This is a genomic window from Novacetimonas hansenii, from assembly GCF_014843995.1.
GTDB classification, from domain to species: Bacteria; Pseudomonadota; Alphaproteobacteria; order Acetobacterales; family Acetobacteraceae; genus Novacetimonas; species Novacetimonas hansenii.
This window is the reverse complement of the sequence record NZ_CP062147.1, coordinates 1,973,136-1,991,712: the sequence shown is the minus strand read 5'-3', so window position 1 is coordinate 1,991,712 and position 18,577 is coordinate 1,973,136. Positions and strand designations below refer to the sequence as shown.

Annotated in this window: 12 protein-coding genes; 3 read left to right on the top strand and 9 right to left on the bottom strand. The window is 58.4% G+C overall.

The window, feature by feature from the left end:
• Window positions 1–6: 6 nt before the first annotated feature.
• From IFJ82_RS08630 to IFJ82_RS08615, 4 genes are all read right to left on the bottom strand, one after another.
• Complete coding sequence (locus IFJ82_RS08630) at window positions 7–1,338, bottom strand: hemolysin family protein (protein ID WP_192263847.1); 1,332 nt, start codon at window positions 1,336–1,338, stop codon at window positions 7–9.
• 170 nt (window positions 1,339–1,508) lie between these two features.
• Window positions 1,509–3,092: an efflux transporter outer membrane subunit gene (locus IFJ82_RS08625; RefSeq protein WP_192266436.1), complete on the bottom strand. Its 1,584-nt coding sequence runs from the start codon at window positions 3,090–3,092 to the stop codon at window positions 1,509–1,511.
• Window positions 3,092–4,279, bottom strand: a complete 1,188-nt coding sequence (locus IFJ82_RS08620) for an efflux RND transporter periplasmic adaptor subunit (protein WP_003619776.1) — start codon at window positions 4,277–4,279, stop codon at window positions 3,092–3,094. Before IFJ82_RS08620 ends, IFJ82_RS08625 begins: the two co-directional genes overlap by 1 nt.
• Window positions 4,279–7,470 (bottom strand): efflux RND transporter permease subunit, encoded by a 3,192-nt coding sequence (locus IFJ82_RS08615; protein ID WP_192263845.1) that lies wholly within the window; start codon window positions 7,468–7,470, stop codon window positions 4,279–4,281. The genes IFJ82_RS08620 and IFJ82_RS08615 overlap by 1 nt, the downstream gene beginning before the upstream one ends.
• A gap of 594 nt (window positions 7,471–8,064) precedes the next feature.
• Here IFJ82_RS08615 and IFJ82_RS08610 point away from each other — a divergent pair.
• On the top strand, window positions 8,065–8,712 hold the full coding sequence (locus IFJ82_RS08610) for a TetR/AcrR family transcriptional regulator (RefSeq protein ID WP_192263843.1): 648 nt from the start codon (window positions 8,065–8,067) through the stop codon (window positions 8,710–8,712).
• A 62-nt stretch (window positions 8,713–8,774) separates the two neighbouring features.
• Here IFJ82_RS08610 and IFJ82_RS08605 read toward each other — a convergent pair whose 3' ends face one another.
• Genes IFJ82_RS08605 through IFJ82_RS08595 form a run of 3 tightly spaced genes read right to left on the bottom strand, consistent with a single transcriptional unit; the run spans window position 8,775 to window position 12,097 of the window.
• Entirely contained in the window at window positions 8,775–10,058 is a 1,284-nt protein-coding gene (locus IFJ82_RS08605; RefSeq protein ID WP_192263841.1) for a class II D-tagatose-bisphosphate aldolase, non-catalytic subunit, read from the bottom strand.
• A gap of 43 nt (window positions 10,059–10,101) precedes the next feature.
• On the bottom strand, window positions 10,102–11,055 hold the full coding sequence (locus IFJ82_RS08600) for an SIS domain-containing protein (RefSeq protein ID WP_003619786.1): 954 nt from the start codon (window positions 11,053–11,055) through the stop codon (window positions 10,102–10,104).
• A gap of 58 nt (window positions 11,056–11,113) precedes the next feature.
• Window positions 11,114–12,097 carry an N-acetylglucosamine kinase gene (locus IFJ82_RS08595; RefSeq protein ID WP_225578596.1) on the bottom strand — a complete coding sequence of 328 codons (984 nt, stop codon included), beginning with the start codon at window positions 12,095–12,097 and terminating at the stop codon, window positions 11,114–11,116.
• 471 nt (window positions 12,098–12,568) lie between these two features.
• Here IFJ82_RS08595 and IFJ82_RS08590 point away from each other — a divergent pair, with 471 nt between their 5' ends.
• Both IFJ82_RS08590 and IFJ82_RS08585 read left to right on the top strand, forming a co-directional pair.
• Window positions 12,569–14,878, top strand: coding sequence for a beta-N-acetylhexosaminidase (locus IFJ82_RS08590; RefSeq protein WP_192263838.1), 2,310 nt, complete (start codon window positions 12,569–12,571; stop codon window positions 14,876–14,878).
• Between the two features lie 208 nt (window positions 14,879–15,086).
• Window positions 15,087–15,872, top strand: a complete 786-nt coding sequence (locus IFJ82_RS08585) for a DeoR/GlpR family DNA-binding transcription regulator (RefSeq protein WP_040511916.1) — start codon at window positions 15,087–15,089, stop codon at window positions 15,870–15,872.
• A 107-nt stretch (window positions 15,873–15,979) separates the two neighbouring features.
• On the opposite strand, the gene IFJ82_RS08580 is transcribed toward IFJ82_RS08585, so the two are convergent.
• Together IFJ82_RS08580 and gluP are read right to left on the bottom strand one after the other, a co-directional pair.
• Window positions 15,980–17,137: a Gfo/Idh/MocA family protein gene (locus IFJ82_RS08580; RefSeq protein WP_003619794.1), complete on the bottom strand. Its 1,158-nt coding sequence runs from the start codon at window positions 17,135–17,137 to the stop codon at window positions 15,980–15,982.
• Window positions 17,138–17,155: 18 nt separating this feature from the next.
• Window positions 17,156–18,454, bottom strand: coding sequence for a glucose/galactose MFS transporter (gluP, locus tag IFJ82_RS08575; protein ID WP_192263836.1), 1,299 nt, complete (start codon window positions 18,452–18,454; stop codon window positions 17,156–17,158).
• Window positions 18,455–18,577: the final 123 nt, after the last annotated feature.

The following is an 18,577-nucleotide window of genomic DNA, read 5'->3' as shown; positions in this document are numbered from 1 at the left end:
GACCGTTTAGTTCTGGAGGCGGGTGACAAGCAGCTGGTTAATGCGAAACCCCTCCACATCGACCACTTCAAAGCGGAAGCGTGCAGTATCCACGCGGTCGGCCTTGCGCGCCATGCGCCGCAGCCGGTGCATGACAAACCCGCCAATAGTGTCGAACGGCCCGGCTTCGTCAAGGTCCATGACCTCAAGGTCACGTCGCACATCCTCGATCGAGGCCGCACCATCTATCAGCCAGGAATTGGCATCACGTCGGACAATCAACTGTTCCTCGAACGGATTTGCCACTCCCCCCATCAACGCGCCCATGATGTCCTTGAATGTGATAAGGCCGACGACAAGCCCATATTCATTGACAACCAGTGCAAACCCGACCCCATGCGTGTCGAACTGCGCCAGTGTATCCCACAGGTTGATCGTCTCAGGCACCGACAGGACATCACGTCGCACCTCAAAAACCGCCCTGTCACCCGCAGACGTGCCCGGTGACGGCGTGGCGGGGGCAGGGGGGCGATCCACCACTGCCGCCAGCACGTCTTCTGCCCGGATGGACCCCACGACATTATCCAGCCCGCCATCACATAGCGGATAACGCGAATATGGCTTTGCCCGTACCTTGGCTTTCTGCGCCTCGACGCTTTCCTGCAGGTCAAGGAATACAATTTCATCGCGTGGCGTCATGGCTGATGTGATGGAGCGGTCCTGTAATCCCAGCACGTTCTGGATCATCTGGTGTTCCTGCTCCAGCAGGACCCCAGAGGCTGTGCCCGCCGCAAGGATCGCACGCAAATCCTCTGGCGTGACCGGTTCCACCGCCGATGCCGCCGGAATCTTCAGCGCCCGTAGGATCGCATCCGACATCTTGGAAAAGATCCAGACAAGGGGAAAAAACAGTTTCAGCGCCATCGCCGGAAACCACCCGACAGAAAGCGCAACCTTGTCCGGGGCGTTCATTGCGATACGTTTGGGGATCAGGTCGGCAAACAGCACGAACATGCCTGTCACCATGAAAAACCCTACCGTCGCGGACAGTGTCTGGGCCGTGGCTTCGCCCAGTCCCCATGTCATAAGCCCATGGGTCAGGGATGGGGCGAGCATTTCCGAACTGATGATACCGCCCAGTACCCCCACACCGTTGAGGCATATCTGCAGTACCGTCATGACCTGTCCGCTGTTGCGGCGCAGACGCAGGAAGGCTGCGGCGCGTTCATCGCCCGCATCCGCGCGTGAGCGGAGCCGGACATCACGCGCCGCAGCGAATGATATTTCCGATAGTGAAATAAAAATATTGAGTGCGACCAGAAGAACCAGAGAAATCAGGCCAGATAAAAACAGAATCACAAGAGCACCTGTTAAGAGATAGGTGCCTCAAACTAGCATAAAACCCGCACGATATGGATATATTTTACAAAACATACATATGTCGCGTATGTATGTTTTGTATAAATAATAAAAGCCATGACCCTTTCCTGTGCAATCCTACCGTGCGGGTGGGCTACCTTGCGGTAGCCCTATCTTACTGACAGGGCCGACAGCTTGGGGCCGGTCAGGTTATCTTCGGGGTCTTCGCCCTTGGTGCGCGGCACAGGAACATCGCCGACAGGTTGTGCCGGGTGCAGACCGGAATATTGCAACGCTCCGACAGACGACAGCCGGTTCGACGCCGGCAGCAGTGATGCATTCCATCCCCCGCCACAGGCCCGGATCAGCCCGACCTGCGCCTGGAGATAGCGTGTCTGGACCTCCACCTGCTGGATACGCGCCTCCAATGTACTGACCTGCGCGATCAGCACGTCGAGATATGCGGCCAACCCGCCCTTGTACAAGTTCATCGTGATATCCTGTGTCTGGCTTGCGGCACCTACCGCCGCGCGCAGGCGTGCATTTTCATCATCCAGCCGTTTTGTGCGTGAAAGTCCGTCCTCCACATCACGAAACGCCGTCAGCACCGTCATGCGATAATGGTCGCGCGTCTCGCGGTAGGCCGACCAGCTCTGTTGCAATTGTGCGCGTCGCAGGCCCCCTTCGAAAATGGGCAACGTAACCGTGGCGCCATAGGTCCACATGCTGTTTGCAAGGTTGGCGAGGTTGAAGCCATTATCGTCAAAACCGCCATCCATCCGGAAAGAGACATGTGGATAGAAGGCCGCACGTGCGATGCCGATGGCCCGGTTGGCCTGTGCCATCTGGCGTTCGGCCATAGCGATATCGGGACGACGTTCCAGCAGCTCCGACGGCACCCCGGGTGAAAGTGCGACGCGGTTCGTGTTCAGGTGGCTGTCGGGGGCAAGATGGAACGAAGACGGCGCGACATTGACCAGCACGGCGATGGCATGTTCCATCACCTCACGCTGCGCCTGTATGTCGAGCAGGTGCGCCTGTGTGGTGTAAAGCTGGTTTTCCGCACGCGCCACGTCAAGCCGCGAGGCGGCCTGATCCTGCAGACGCGTGCGCGTCACACGTAGCGAGTCCTCATAATACCTGATCGACTGGGTATAGATGTTTGCCTGCGCATCGAGACCGCGCAGGGTGAAATAATCGCTGGCAAGTTCCGCCTGCAAGCTGAGGCGGGCGGACGCATATTCGGCGGCCTGTTCCTGTGCATAATCCTTTTGCAGGCGGACACGGTTGCGGATGGATGACCAGAAATCCGGCTCCCACGAGGCCATGCCGCCATAGAATTCGTCAGAATCCGTGATCGGCCCTTTGTACCGGAACAATCGTTCGGCCGAGCTCTTGTTATTGCTGCCACCAAAGGCAAGCCCGAAATGGGGCAACAGGTCGGAACGCGCCTCGCTGACGACGGAACGCGCCTGCAGGAAACGTTCCGCCGCGGCCTGCAGGTTCCCATTATGGGCTGTGGCCTCGGCCTCCAGCTCATCCAGGCGGGGGTCAGTAAATGCTTTCCACCATTCCGCCCTGACGCTGTCATCCATCGGATGCGCCGGTGCAAAAGGGGCCTGCCCCTGCCATGTGGTGGGGATCACGTAATGTGGCGCGTGATAGGCGGGGGCAAGGTCACATCCCGCCAGCATCAGCATGGATGCAAGACCGACCCCACGCATGGCCGTGCAACGACGAGGACCTGATTTCATCATTCATCGTCCTTTTCAGAGACATCATTGCTGTATCCTGCGGCGGGTGCGGAGACATGGACCTTCTCCCCCTCCAGCAGGTCGGCGGGTGGGTTGTCGATGATCCGATCCTGCGCCGACAGGCCAGAAAGCACCTGTGTGGCCCCATCCCCCATACGGCCCACCGTGATGTCATGGAAATGCGCGATATCGTGGTCATCCACCACCGCAACCTGCATGCCATGTTCCTGAAACACCAACGCGCCGGTGGGGATGGCAAGGTGGCCGGACTGTTCCGGTGCGCTCAGCGTCACTGCGGCAAAGGTGCCGGGCCACAGGGCGTGGTCCTTATTATCAATCACGAATTCACTGACGCTTGTCCTTGTATCGGGATCATATCCCCCCGATACGGTCAGGAATTGCCCTTCGAACACGCGATCGGGAAATTGCGGGACGCGCACGCTTGCATGCAGACCGGGTTGCAGGATGTAGGACATGTTTTCGGGGATGGAGACAAACAGGCGCATCTGGTGGGTGTCCGCCACACTGAACAATTCGCTGGCCCCGCCATTGGCGTTGAGGTTGCCGCCACCTTCGTGCACGTAATCCCCGACATTGATGTCACGTTCCGTCACCACCCCGTCAAAGGGGGCGACAATCACCTTGAAACGTTCAAGCGCGGCATAGCGATCGAGGTTATGGCGCGCGGCCTCAAGGTCAGCCGCGGCCGATTTTTCATTCGCGTCCTGCACGGACACCGACTGTCCCGATACGGCCTGTGATTTCCCCATCAGCCGCCAGCGCTGTGCCGTGACGACGGCAAGGTCGTATTTGGCCTGTGACGATTGCAGGTCAGCCTGGGCCTGTGCGAACTGTGCATCGAGGCCGGGCGTATTGATTTCAGCCAGTACGTCACCGGCGGCGACGCGTGCGCCGTAATCCTTGTACCACATGCGCACATATCCCGACACCTGCGGATAGATCGGGGCCTGGTACCATGCCTCCACCGTTCCAGGCAGTTCGAGGCTGACATGATGTGCCTCGGTATGGGGGGAGATCACCATCACGTTGGGAATGGCGGCCATCTGGGCCTCCCTGCGCAGGGAGGCTGCATGGTGGACACGTTCGGCCACAAGGTATCCGCACCATCCCATGACGGCGACAGCCCCCGACACCAGCAGTATTTTTTGCGATTTCCGGATCGACATCACTTTGTTTCCCCCCGGCTGCGGGACGGACGATTGTGCAGGATTGCGTAAACACACGGCACGAACAGCAAGGTGGAAACCGTTGCCACCAGCAGGCCACCGATGACGGCACGGCCCAGTGGTGCGTTCTGCGAATTGCTCATGGCCATGGGGACCATACCGATCACCATCGCCAATGCGGTCATCAGGACCGGACGGATGCGGCCATATCCCGCCTCCACCGCTGCGCGCAGGGCGTCACCATGTTCCTCGATCCGTTCGCGGGCAAAGGAGACGACAAGGATCGAATTGGCCGTGGCTGTGCCCATGCACATGATGGCCCCCGTCAATGCAGGTACCGACAGGCGCGTATGGGTCAGGAACAGCGCCCATGCGATACCGGCAAGCGCGCCGGGCAGGGCGGTGATGATGATGAACGGGTCAAGCCATGACTGAAAGTTCACGACGATCAGCAGGTAGATCAGGAGAACAGACACTACCAGACCGAAGATCAGTTCGTTATAGGAATTGCGCATCGTTTCGGTCTGTCCCCGGATCACCACGGCAGCGGTGGAGGGAACCATGTGTGCCGTCTGGCGCAGGACGCGTTGCACGCCTGATGTCACCTGCCCCAGGTCGGCGCCTTCGGCCGAGACATAGATATCGACTTCCGGCATGGAGTTGAAATGCGACACCTGTCCCGGCGTGCCGGTGGCGGTGACATTGCTGATCCCGCCCAGAAGCTGCATGTGCCGACCCTGCGGATCGCCATCCCCCTTGTCCACCGGGATGGTCATGAGGTTGCTGAAATGCGTCAACTGGTCCTGAGAGACATAGACATTCAGCGGGAAAGTAATCCCGGTCTTCGGGTCCAGCCAGTATTGCGGGTCCACCGTCTGGCTGCCTGACAGGGTCATCAGTTCATTATTCGCCAGGTCTGCTTCGGTCATGCCGGTCGCCTGACCAAAGGTACGGTTACCCTGCACAAACAATGTCGGTGTTTTCATCGTCTGCTGGATCACCACGTCGGCGGTTCCGGGCACCTTGCGCAATTCATTTACCAGGTGGCGGGCATATTCATAATTATCACGCAGGTCAGGCCCTGAAATCTGCACGTCGATCGGCGCGGGGGAGCCAAAGTTCAGGATGCGTGCCGTAAGGTCCGCAGGCTGGAACGTGAAGACCGTGCCGGGAAAGCGCGCCGACAGGTCGCGCCGCAGGATGGCGCGATAGTCCCACACGGGCGTTTCCTCGTTCTTCAGGGCGATGGTGATGTCACAATCCTGCGTGCCGATGGTCGGTGTGGGGATGAAGGCCTGATTATGCGCACCTTCGGGCAGGCCACAATTTTCGATCATGGTGTCCACACGGTTGGGGAAAAGCTGGTTGATGCGGTCTTCCACTAACGATGCCTCCCGCCCTGCAACCTCAATACGGGTGCCAAGCGGCGCACGCATATGCATCTGGATCGTGCCTGATTTCGTCTCGGGAAAGAAATCCCGCCCGGCAGTCAGATACAGCCCCATCGAAACGACGGAAATGCCCAGGAACGTGCCGACAAACATCCGCCTGCGCCCGATCGCCCATTGCAGGAGAAGGGAATACCGCTCCCGGAAGGTGTTGAACCCCCGTTCGAACGCCTGCTGGAAACGTTCGGGCAGGCGGCGGGGATATTGCAGCTTGTGATGCTGGGGTTCGCAATGGTGTGAATCCCCATGCCCCGCGACGCTATGGCCCGCCAGAAGGTATTTCGCCATGGTCGGCACCAGCGTGCGTGACAGGATGAACGACGCGATCATGGCAAAGATGATGGCTTCGGCCATTGGCATGAACAGCCATCCTGCAACGCCACTCAGCGCGAACAGGGGCAGCCATACAATGCAGATGCAGGTGGTGGCGACAAAGGTCGGGATGACGATCTGGTTCGCCGCATCAATGATGGCGGTTTCCAGTTCCTTTCCCATCTCCAGGTGGGCGTCGATATTCTCGATCATGACGGTGGCGTCATCGACAAGGATACCAACCGCCAGCGCAAGCCCGCCAAGCGTCATGACATTGATCGTCTGTCCCGCGATATGCAGGCCGATGATCGCGCACAGGATGGCAAGGGGGATGGAGGTTGCAATGATGACGGTGGGACGCCACGACCCAAGGAACAGCAACACGACCATGCCCGTCAGGAATGCCGCCGTCAGCATTTCACGCACGACGTCGAAAATCGAATCTTTCACAAAGACAGAGGCATCGCCCAGGATGCTGACCTTCACGTCGGGGGGCAGCAGTTTCTGTATCCGCGGCAGCAGCGCCTTCGCCCCGGCCACGACATCGAGCGTGGAGGCATCGCCACTTTTCATGACCACGATTTCCACACCCTGCTTGCCCTTGACCAATACAAGGTTCGTTTGCGGATGGCCGCCACGATAGACCTCGGCCACGTCATGTACGTAAATGACGGCATTGCCCACGCGCTTGACAGGGATATCACCCAGTTCCTTCATCGAACGTGGTGTGGCGTTTGTCTGCACCATCCAGTCCGTGGCAGAGATTTTCTGGTCCCCGGCCGGCAGGACGATATTTTGTCCGCGCAGGGCGTTTTGTACATCCATGGCGGACAGGTGATGCGCCTGCAACTGCTGCTGGTTCAGGGCGACCATGACAAAACTGTCCATGCCGCCATAGGCCTGCGGCACCACGGCGCCGGGCACGGTCACAAGCAGGGGACGCACACGGATCATCGCCAGCTTGAACAGGTCAGAAGGCGTCTGCCGGTCCGATGTGACCTGCAGCGTCAGTACCGGCACGGACGAGGCATCAAGGCTCATCACCATGGGGGCGGGGATGTTTTCAGGAAGCTGTTTTATGACCGTCTGGGAAATCGCGGTCACTTCGGCTTCGGCCTTGCCGATGTCGGTTCCGGGCTGAAAGTATATGTTGACTATACCACGGCCGTAATACGAACTGCTTTCCATATGCTCGATGCCCTCGACTGTCGAGGTCACCATCAGTTCGTAATTATATATGATACGGCCGGCGAATTCTTCGGGCAGCATACCGCCATAGGTCCAGACAACGGACACCACGGGAATGCGGATGTTCGGGAACACGTCCGTCGGCGTACGCAATACCGACATGATGCCAAAGACCACGATAAGGATCGACAGCACCACAAAGGTATAGGGCCGACGTAGTGCGGTAACTACGATGGCATTCATGGGATATGTATTTCATGCGTGAAACGGACCCCGCATGCATGGCAAAAGCCATGTATTCAACACGCGGGATTCATTTTTGTTTCCGGGTCCCGGTCATTTCTGACCGCGTATGAACACGAAAGGTTCAGGGTATACAGGCCATATCTGTGAAATGTGACATATGCGTACACTCCGGCAAAGTCGGCAGCAAATGCCTGACATGGGTTCATGGGGTAGCGGCTTGCCCGGTAGATACCTGTTTTTTGACAAAGTATGAACGGAAAATGTTTAAAATATTTTTCTAATACATACAGATTATGATATTATTACTTATAATACATGAGAATATTTTTAAGAAACTTTTGGCGCCATGCCAGAATGGCTGCACTCTGCCTGTTATGACACGCATCCCAAACGGGATGCAGAAAGCCGCGATTATGCCCTTCGGTCATGCGTTCACATTGCATCCTTACGGGATCATGGCTCGACAGCGGGGTGTCCGCATGGCAAGAAACCGCGAAATCTGGACGATAGGACATCGTCGCGCGCCAGCCCTTGCACCTTGAATGTCCGCGACGCCCTGCGGCATGATGCCGGCGGACATAAGGAGAGTGTATGAAGCCCGACGCCAGTGAGGACCAGCCCAAGCCCGGCCTGAGGGAGCGCAAGCAGGGCCGCGTCCGCGCCACCGTGATTGCAGAGGCAATGCACCTGTTTTCCGCGCAGGGATATGACCAGACGACAGTGGACGAAATCGCCGATGCGGCCAGAATTTCGCGGCGCACACTGTTTCGCATGTTCGCGACCAAGGGGGACATCGTCCTTGCATGGACCCGTGGCATGACACAGAGCCTGAGTGACGCGCTGGCGGCATGCACACTTGATATGCACCCCGCCGATGCAATGATGCATGCCTTTACCGCGCTGGTTCCGCAGATCGCGGAAAACAGGAAAGATACTTACGCGTTCGTATTCCTGATCGAAAAGACACCTTCGCTACAGACAGTCAGCTTCCAGAAATATGCCAAGTGGGAAGACTGCCTTGCCGAAGGGTTGGCGAAACGTATGACCGACCGGAAAAGCCGTCGCGCTGCCGCCTGCCTGATGGCGCGTGGTGGCATCGCCATCTTTCGTACTGCCCTTGATGAATGGATACGCCTGAAGGGGCGGCCCGCGCTCGTGCCGCTTTTGCAAAAGACCTATGAATTACAGTCCGCCCTGTGGCCCACGTCCGCCGGGCACGAACCCGTCATCACGATGTGATACGGGAGGCAAGGGGCCGCGCCGGTGCAGACAGCCGCTGCCCGACGCCTTTGTTCAAGCAGCTATCGCGAAGCAGCCCCGTCATAGAGACACAGAACGGTCTTCACGGCTTCAATGGTGATCTGTCGTGGGTCGCGGGGGATGTGCCCCGTGCGGATCTGTTCATAAAGGCCGGGCAGAAACTGGCTAAGCAACGGGTCCGGCATGCCTGTTTCCCGCAGATCGGAAAACAGGTTTTCCACGGCCTCGCGCGCTTCAGGAAGCGCCCAGTAATAACGGATACGGTCGCTGTATGAATAATGCCGTAACCATGAAACCTGCTGATCCGTCCCCGCGTAGTGCCCTGCCCAGTATCCCGGCCTGTCGGTCATAAGACGGTCCATCGTGTCATGCAGCCTGTCACCACCAGGTCGCAGCGCAGCACGGATGCCGTCAAGCGCATATAGTGCTTCCCTGAGGGCGAAAGTCAGGCCCGGTCCGACCTTCAGGATGGCGAACCCATCTTCCACCAGCTCGCGCAACGCGACTGCGGGTTGGTAATCTGTGGAATGTGCCTCAAAAACCAGTCCCGGCATGCGGGGCAGTGTATCAATCAGGTCGCGTGCGGCGTCACGTCGGTAAAAAGCGACATTGTCCACCCCGAATTCCACGCCCGGCTGCACCACAAGGGCAATGACACGCTTCCACACATCCTCGCCCAGTGCGGTCGTGAACATGTCCTGATGGATGCGCAATGTCTGTAGTGCCGCAGCCGGTGCGGTCGGTTTCAGGTGGTCAAGGGCATCGGCCACACCACCCGGAACCGGCACTTCGGTTCCGATGACATAAGCCGCCTGCCCGGGACGCGCCGCCTCGGCTGATGCCGCAAGTCCGCATGCCCGTTCGGCCACGATTTCGTCCGACAGGGCTGCCGCTTCGCCCCGGCACCCCATGCTGGCATCGAGGTGAAGCTTGACGAATCCTGCCTCGGCATAGGCACGGACCATGGCCTGTGCCCGTTCCATGGCCTCCGTCGCCGGCAGGGATTTCCATGGGTTAGGCCCCAGATGGTCCCCCCCAAGAAGGATAAGGCCCCGATCGCAACCGACCCGCATTGCGATATCCCAGACCATATCCCGAAAGGCCACCGGCGTCATACCGGTATAGCCGCCTTCCTGATTGACCTGATTGCAGGTGGCTTCGATCAGGACGGGGCGCCCTGTCTGTGCCGCACGCGACAGGACGGCTTCCAACACCAGCGGATGGGCGGAACATACCGATGTCATACCCCGCCGCGCCTGTGGCGGGATCGTGCTGTCGTGGGCCTGATGTGCCAGCGCGAGGAGCGGGGCTGCGGCTGTGGTCATGACGGGCTATCCTTATTGGGCAATGGCGACGCGGGACTGCCCGTCAGGCAATCTTGACCACCTTGGTCAGGTGACGGGGGGCCAGCGTGTCAAGGCCACGCATACGTGCCACGTATTCACCAAGCAGTTGCAGGACAGGCAGGCAGACCAGCGGCCGTACGTCCGCGCCCGTCGCAATCGGCAGCTCTACCGTGCCGGGACCGCCAAGACCCAGCACACGGGCCCCTTTTGCCATCAGTTCACGCGCCAGAAGGCTTTCTTCCTCCAACGTATCGGGATGATACAGGAAGATAACAAGTGAACGTTCGTCAATCAGGCTGACCGGGCCATGGCGATATTCCAGCGGATGATGTGCCTCAGTCTGGCTCAGGCTCATTTCCTGCAGTTTCAGCGCCCCTTCGCGCGCGACACCGTAAAGCGCCCCGCTGCCGAGGAAGACGAAATGCGAACGCCCCTCGATCTGCTCCTTCAGGTGCCGGTCCGCCGCCGCAAGCAGGTCGTGTGCCGCGCGCGTGGTCGAGCTGTCCATCGTGACACCCGCGTAACGCAAGCCCATCAGCAGCATCAGGCTGGCGGAGGCCGTCATGACGATGCCTTCTTCCGGGTGGGTCTGGGCCACCATCAGCGTGTCCGCCTGATCACACAGGGCGCTGCCGGGTGCGCAGGTGAAGGCCGTGACCTTCAGGCCGGCTTCACGGCTGGCTTTTGCCGCGGCAACCGTTTCGGTGGATTCCCCACTGCGGGAAAGGGCGATGACATGGGGGGCGATTTTCGTGGGGATGTAGGAACTGCGGCGGCAGGTCCATTCATTGCCCGGTATGGCACGCGACAACACCCCATGTTCATTCAGTGCGGTTGCGATGGAATCCGCGATATGGACGGATGTACCACATCCCACGACGACATGGACGTCATCCGCACAGGGCGGGACAGGTTCATCCATGACCTGGTCCCAAAGTGGAAACTGCTCGCGGATACCGCGTTCCGTTGCATTCATTGATGGATCCTTTGTCTGACAAGTGCATCCGGGATATGCCCGGGTTGAAAAAACAGGCTTACCTGTGCAGCCCTTCAAGGGTGTGTGACAGGCGTTCGGTCCATGCCGTACCGGTCTGCCACTGCGCCAGTTGCGCAGCCCGCAGGATCACGCCCCCGATGGGCGGAAGCCGCGGCGCCTGTGGCGTCCCGCAAAAAACCGACAGTGCATGGCGTAGATAGACACTGTTGAATGTGCCGCCGGTATAACTCCATGGCAGGGCCGGGCGCGACAGCCCCTCCCGCGCCACTGCGACATGCCGTGCGAGGTGGGCGGCCGCGCGATCCAGGATGGCGCAGGCCTGTTGGTTGCCCTGTGCCGCCATTTCACTGACCCCATGCGCCAACGCGGCCACGGCCGAACGTTTATGCGACAGGCCGCCATACCACTCAAGCAGCGCCGGCCCGGCAAGGGCAGGGGAGGAGGGAAGGCCCATGATGCCGCACATCGGTGCGATAAATGCCCGCGCATCCGCCGCGCGCCCATCCAGCGCCTGCGTCAGGAGCGAGAGGGCTTCACGCCCGATCCAGAATGCACTTCCTTCATCCCCGAACAGCGGCCCCCAGCCCCCGACACGCAGACTGTGCCCGGTTTCGTCGTTTGCCCATCCCATCGACCCCGTACCCGACAGGACCAGAACCCCCGGCGCACCTGCAAACGCACCGCTACACGCCATTTCCACATCATTGCGGACGACATACTTATCCATGGGTATATCGAGGATCTCGCCCAGGGCCTTGTCCTGCTGTGCCGTGATGCTCCGACTTTCCCCATATCCCGCCAGCCCCAGTGCAACGGCGGCAATATGGTGTGGAATATCATTCAAAAGATCGGCCAGAACGGTGCGCCAGTCGGAACGGTCGAACGGGTTGGACCCCGGCCCCTTGCGCGTCAGGACGACATTTGCATCACGATCGACCACGACCAGCAGCGTCTTGGTGCCCCCGCTATCCACCGCGACAAGGCATGGCGTGTCACCCGTATGCGCTGACGGGTGTTTCATGCCAACAGGCCGATGGTGGAACAGGGAATCATATGGTTCATGATCGGCACTATGGAAATCCTCATTGTCCACCCAATGAGACAGCCCCACGATATGGGGCAGGTTGCATTATGGCACGGGCGCCTGTCCCGCAGGGAGTGCGTCCATGGATATGCTTCGCGTTTCGCGCTTTTCATGTCAAGTCAAAGAATTGATTGTTTATGATCTTTTTGGGGATGAATTTTGAATATTTCCCTATGATCCATACATGATATGACGTGAATCCCCAAATTCCATGATCATCATATTATGAAAAACAACAGAAATTTTATGAAACGACAGAGAAAAATATAGATTCTTCGTTGATGGTGCGAGAATGATGCACATAAATATCATACATAATCAAAAAAACGATTGCATAAGATCGTTCCGGTGTCAGATTCATCAGGAATCGTCCAATTGGTCAGCAAGGCCGAAATTGAGGAATCCCGAATGACAGATACACGTGGCTGCCGCACAGCCCTTGCCCTGACGCTGGCGGCGCTGCCCGCACTGCTTGGTACGCCTGATGCGCGGGCGCAGGCACACGCGGCGATACCGTCGCTGTTGCCACAACCTGCCAGCATGTCGATGCAATCGGGTTCGTTTTTTATTCCGGCATCCTTGAATGTCACCATCGACGGGGTGGATGCCCATGGGGCTGCAACCCTGTTCGACAGGTTGCATGCACCACATGGACCGATCCTGACGCTGGTGCCCGCCGGGCGCGCGCAGGTCAGGATGCGGCTGGTTGCGAATGCCCTTTCCCTTCCTGCGCAGGGATATGAACTGCGCGTGGACCATGGGGGCATTGTTGTGACGGCCCGCGACATGACCGGACTGTTTTATGGTGCGGTCAGTGTTTCGCAACTTCTCGGGGCGGGACGGAAAACCATCCCTGCAATGCGGGTACGCGACTGGCCGCGCCTGCAATGGCGGGGGGTCATGCTTGATTCTTCGCGGCATTTCCAGACACCTGATGAAGTGCGCGCCCTGATTGACGCCATGGCTGAACTGAAGCTTAACGTCCTGCACTGGCACCTGACGGATGATCAGGGATGGCGGCTGGAAATCCGGCGTTATCCTGAACTGACGCGGATAGGGGCATGGCGTCGCGCGCAGGATTCCGGCCCGAAAGGGGATGGTGCGACCTATGGCGGGTTTTATACGCAGGACGAAATACGCGCCATCGTGGCGTATGCTGCCGAACGACAGATCACGATTGTCCCGGAACTCGACATGCCCGGTCATGCGCAAGCGGCGATTGCGGCTTATCCCAAGGTAGGGTCAGGGGGCACCCCGACGCAGGTTTCCACGACGATGGGCGTGCATTCCTACCTGTATAATGTCGATGATGACACCTTCACCTTCATTGACAATATCCTTGACGAAGTCATGGAGCTTTTCCCCTCCCGTTTCATACATATCGGGGGTGATGAGGCGGTAAAGGATCAATGGAAACACTCCCCCAGTGTACAGGCGCGCATGCATGAACTGGGCATTCATGACGAAGACGCCTTGCAGAGCTGGTTTGTCGAACGGTTGGGAAAATATCTGTCCGCCCATGGACGTCGCCTGATCGGCTGGGATGAAATCCTCAAGGGTGGCTTGCCTGCTTCTGCATCGGTCATGTCGTGGCACGGCATTGATGGGGCGATCACGGCCGCCCGGGCCGGGCATGATGCCGTCATGGCGCCGTCGAACACGCTTTATCTTGATTACATGCAGACCAACCGCAATGACGAACCGACTGGCGGACGCTATCCGGCGGAATCCGTGTCCACTGTCTATCATTTCGACCCGCTGCCGCCTGGAACGCCGGAGGCGGTGCGACAGCATGTGCTGGGTGTAGAAGGGGCAATCTGGACGGAATACCTGACATCGGGCGCAGCCGCGATGCAGGCGGCCTTTCCGCGTCTCGACGCGATGGCGGAAATCGCATGGACCCCACGTGAACGACAGGACTGGCAGGGGTTCACCACACGCCTGAAGGACGAGATCGCACGTCAGCTATCCTATGGCGTGCCGGTAAACCAGATGGGGTATGCCGTCGATATCACAACCGCCCCGGCAACCGATGGGCATTACGATGTGACCCTGTCCAACCAGATCGGGCAGGGGACAATCCGCTATACCCTTGACGGCGGTAATGTGGATGCGAACACACAGCCTTATGTTCATCCTTTTGTCGTGACGGAAGGGACCGTCATCCATGCCGCCGCGTTTGACCAGAGCGGCATGCAGCTTGCCCCCGTCACGGCACGCACCCTCACCACGACAGAGGTCGCGACGAGAAGCGGAACACAGTTCAAGGCCTGCGCAGGCGGTCGTCTGTCGGTTCGGGTGCCTGCCACCCCGGATGCAACTGCCGCCCCATATGTAACCATTGACCGCACACGTGACTGCGTCATGTATCCGTCGGCTTCACTGACCGGGACGCAGCAGCTTTCGGTTCGGATGATGCCGCTTACACACTTCTTCAACACTCCGCTTGATGGCGATCCTCAGGCGCCGGCAATGGGTAAGGATGCGCCACACCACGCCGTAAGCATCTGGCTGGACCGGTGCGAGGGAAAACCTCTTGCAACCCATCGCCTACCCCATCATCCAAAGCCAGGGCAGGCGATAGAGCTTGTGCTTTCGCTACCGGCGCAGGGGACGCATGACCTGTGTGTGGCCGTGCCGGAGGACAGGGAAAAGTTTTATTATGCTTTCCAGAAGCTGTCGGTAACCGAAGTTACAGGAAATGCCGGTAGTAAATGATATGGTTCCATGGAATGTTTCAGCAACCATGTCGCCATAACGCCAGTTTATGCCGTGATCGTCAGGTGCAGCAGGACCGGCACCCGGGCGCTCATGGCATTGACCGCATATGTCGCTGTGGCTAGTTTTTGCGTGCCCCATGCGGCTGTCCCGTGGCTGTACCAGCCGTCGCGGGATGGGGCATTTCTATTTTTTCAGGAGAATCAATGTGGCGCCCGACCGTCTGACGCAGATCCGTCGCTATCTATACCTGAACGGTGCGACAGGGGTTCATGAACTGGCGGAAAAGGTGGACGCTTCCCTTGCCACGATCCGGCGCGACCTGCAGAGGCTGGAGGAGCAGGGCATCATAATCCGGACCCATGGTGGCGCCACGATTGCGGATTCCGTGGGGTTGGAAATCGCGTTCGAGGCCCGGGAGAACCAGAATCTGGAAGATAAGCGGGCAATCGCCGACGCCGCTTTTGCCATGCTGCGCCCCAATACCGCGATCTTTCTGGATGCGGGCACCACTGTTTTGCAACTGGCGCGGCGACTGCGGCTTGATCCGATGCCGCTTACGGTCTTTTCCAACAATATTTCCGTGGCCGAGGCCCTGATGGGCCTCGATCATATCCAGGTCATCCTGCTGGGCGGTCGCGTGCGGCAAAGCAATCGCAGCGTGGTCGGCGCACTGTCTGAACAGGTTATCGAAGGATTGTGGTTCGATCAGCTCTATCTTGGGGCCAGCGCCGTCCAGCCAGACTATACCATCGCCACCCCCGACAGTGATGAAGCCAGTCTGAACGCCGCCATGCTTAAACATTCAAGCGAACGCTACCTGCTTGTCGATAGTGGGAAGTTCGGCCGGCATTCCACCTATCGCGTCGGGCGACTGGATCAGATCACACAGATCTTCACTGACGCGCATCTGAGCGAGGAGTGGATCGCCCGCATGCAACAGCTCAACATTCCCCTGACGCAGCCAGAAAACCTGGTCGAATCCATCGCCTGACCCGGCCACGCACGACATTTCGTGTAACATATGAAGAATTGCAGGATGCTGCCTTTCCGAAAGTAAGGCAGCATCCTGTATTACATATGCCCATCAAACGGCGGTTTTTAGCTGCGCCGCCCCAGGGCTTCATCAAACTGCGCCCAGCTATCGGCAAGTTCGATGACAGTGCGCGTACGGCGTGCCTCTTCAATCATGAAAATCAGCAGCCCCGCCTCCAATGCGTCGATGGCGGAAACCGGCAGCGGACGGCCCTCGGTCACATGGTCATACACGTCTGCCGCCATCTGCTCATCCGCGCCATAATGCAGTGACAGTGCGGTGCTGCGGGGGAATGCCTTGTCCATAACGCATTCACTGGTGCGCGCGTCATGCATCTTGAGGAATCCACGAATGAAATCGCCCTCGGCCATGCCCTGCGCACCAATGATACAGAAACGACGGAACTGATCCGCTACATTCGTATTGGCATGAAAGGCAAGGGAGGCACCATTTGCGTATTCAATCAGCGCTGTCTGGCTGTCGACGATGTCAGCATCGCTGTCAAAAACCTTGTCGGTTCCCATCCAACCGCTGGGCTTACGGAAATAAACTTCGGTATCATTGACACCCCAATTGGTCGGCATGTTTTCGGGTGTGAAGCTGCGTCGCCCACCAAAACTGGCGACCCGCATGGGGCGTGCACCCACAATGCTGTTGTAAAGATCAAGATCATGACAGCATTTTTCCATCAGAAAGCCGCCTGAATACTTCTCATAACGCCGCCAGTCGCGCATGAAGAACGCCCCGTGGAACGGTGCAATATGTTCTGCCGCCTCAATGGAGGCGATATCCCCAAGGATGCCCTGTGCCTGCGCACGACGAAGCTCGGTATAAAGCGGGGCGTAGCGCATCACGAGCCCGACCATGAGCTGATCCGCGGGGAAACGTGACAGCAATCGCGCCAGTTCAAGTGTCTGTTCAAGATCCGTGACGACCGGTTTTTCACTGAAGATCTTGACGCCGTGTTCCAGCCCGATGCGGATATGTTCTAGGTGACAGAAATTGGGCGACCCCACCATCAGGAGGTCAAGCTTTTCCGTAGCCAACATTTCTTCAAGGGAGGAAAAATGCCGGCCAGCAGAAATCCCGCGTTCCTGCATGGATGGCAGGCCAGCGGGTTCAGGGTCCACATAACCCACGATCTGGAAATCAGGTCGCACCTGAGTGAAAACATGGGCCAGGTAGCCCAGCCTGTAACCAAGACCAACAATACCAACTTTCATTGACTTCAAAGCTCCATGCTAGAGGGCGGAAATATCGGGCAGGGTGGCATCACGACCGGCTGCCTGCCCTTTGTCTGCGGTAATGCGCATCGCCCAGAGGGAATAGGAAAGGATGAACAGGTACGCCGGGACAAGGATGATCCCAAAGGCGAACCGGAAATTATGCATCGTCGCCAGCCAGACAAACAGTTTGGGCAGGACTGCGCCGCCACTGGTTGCCATGACGGTAATCGCCGTGCCGTGGAGCGTACGGCGCCCCAACCCACGAATGGCGACAGGATAGAGTGACGGCCACATCATGGCGTCGGAAAAACCAAGCCCCGCCATGCACCAGACCGACAGCATCCCCGATGTCAGAACCGCCCCCGCAGACAGGAACATGCCCACGGTCGCAGCAAAGGCGAGGAACTGCAACTGCGACATGATACGGGGAATAACCGCCAGTCCACACAGATAGCCAACGATCATCATGCAGAATGTCAGCGAGGTGAAAAATTTGGTGTTATCGACATCAAGGCCAAGGTGATTGCCATACGTGCCGATGGCATCGCCAGCAATGGCTTCCACCCCGACATACAGGAATAGGCACGCAGCCCCCAGCCATAACAGCCATTGTCCATGTCCAGACGGCTGCTGGCCCAGATTTTGTGCCTCTCCATCTTCCATGGCGTGAAAGCGCAATGGCGGCAGTGTGATGAACCTGATCACCAGCGCCGTCATCGCCAGCCCTGCCGCCAGCAGCAGGTATGGCAACACGATCCGATGTGCAAAATGGCTGAGCAGGACGGTTCTGCTGGCGAGATCGGTGGTTGTGGACAGGGCGCGGGTCGTGCTGCCCAATGTACTTAGCGTAGTTTTGCCAAACACGACGGGAACAATGATCCCTGCTGCCTTATTGCACAGACCCATGATTGCAATGCGCCACGCCGCCGAATCAAAAGGCCCCATTCCCGTCACATAAGGATTGATCGTAATCCCCAACAGGGTCACGCTGCTGCCGGTTACAAACAGCGCAGCAAGTGCGCCGGGATAGAACTGCATGACGGAACACAGCACAAACCCGATGCATCCCCCCGCCATGCCCAACAGGGACAGCATCATGCCCGGTTTGGCACCAAGCCGTCCCGTCAGCCACGCACAGGGAAATGCCGCAAGAAGGTGGGCCGTATAGAATACGGTCGGAATCAGGAACGTTTTGTTATCATCAAGAGAGAATGCAACCTTGGAGAATGCGATCAACGGTCCGTTGATCCATGTCAGCACCCCGATAATAAAAAACAGGAACCCCATCAGCATCATCAGTCCACGCATGTTCATGGTATGCGCCGATCCCGTGCGAGGCATGGATGATGATGTAGATGGTGTGAAATCCATGCCGGAACTTCCCTGAAACATTCTCTGGCAACATCTTTGTCGTTCAGTCGCATCATATGCAAGCAT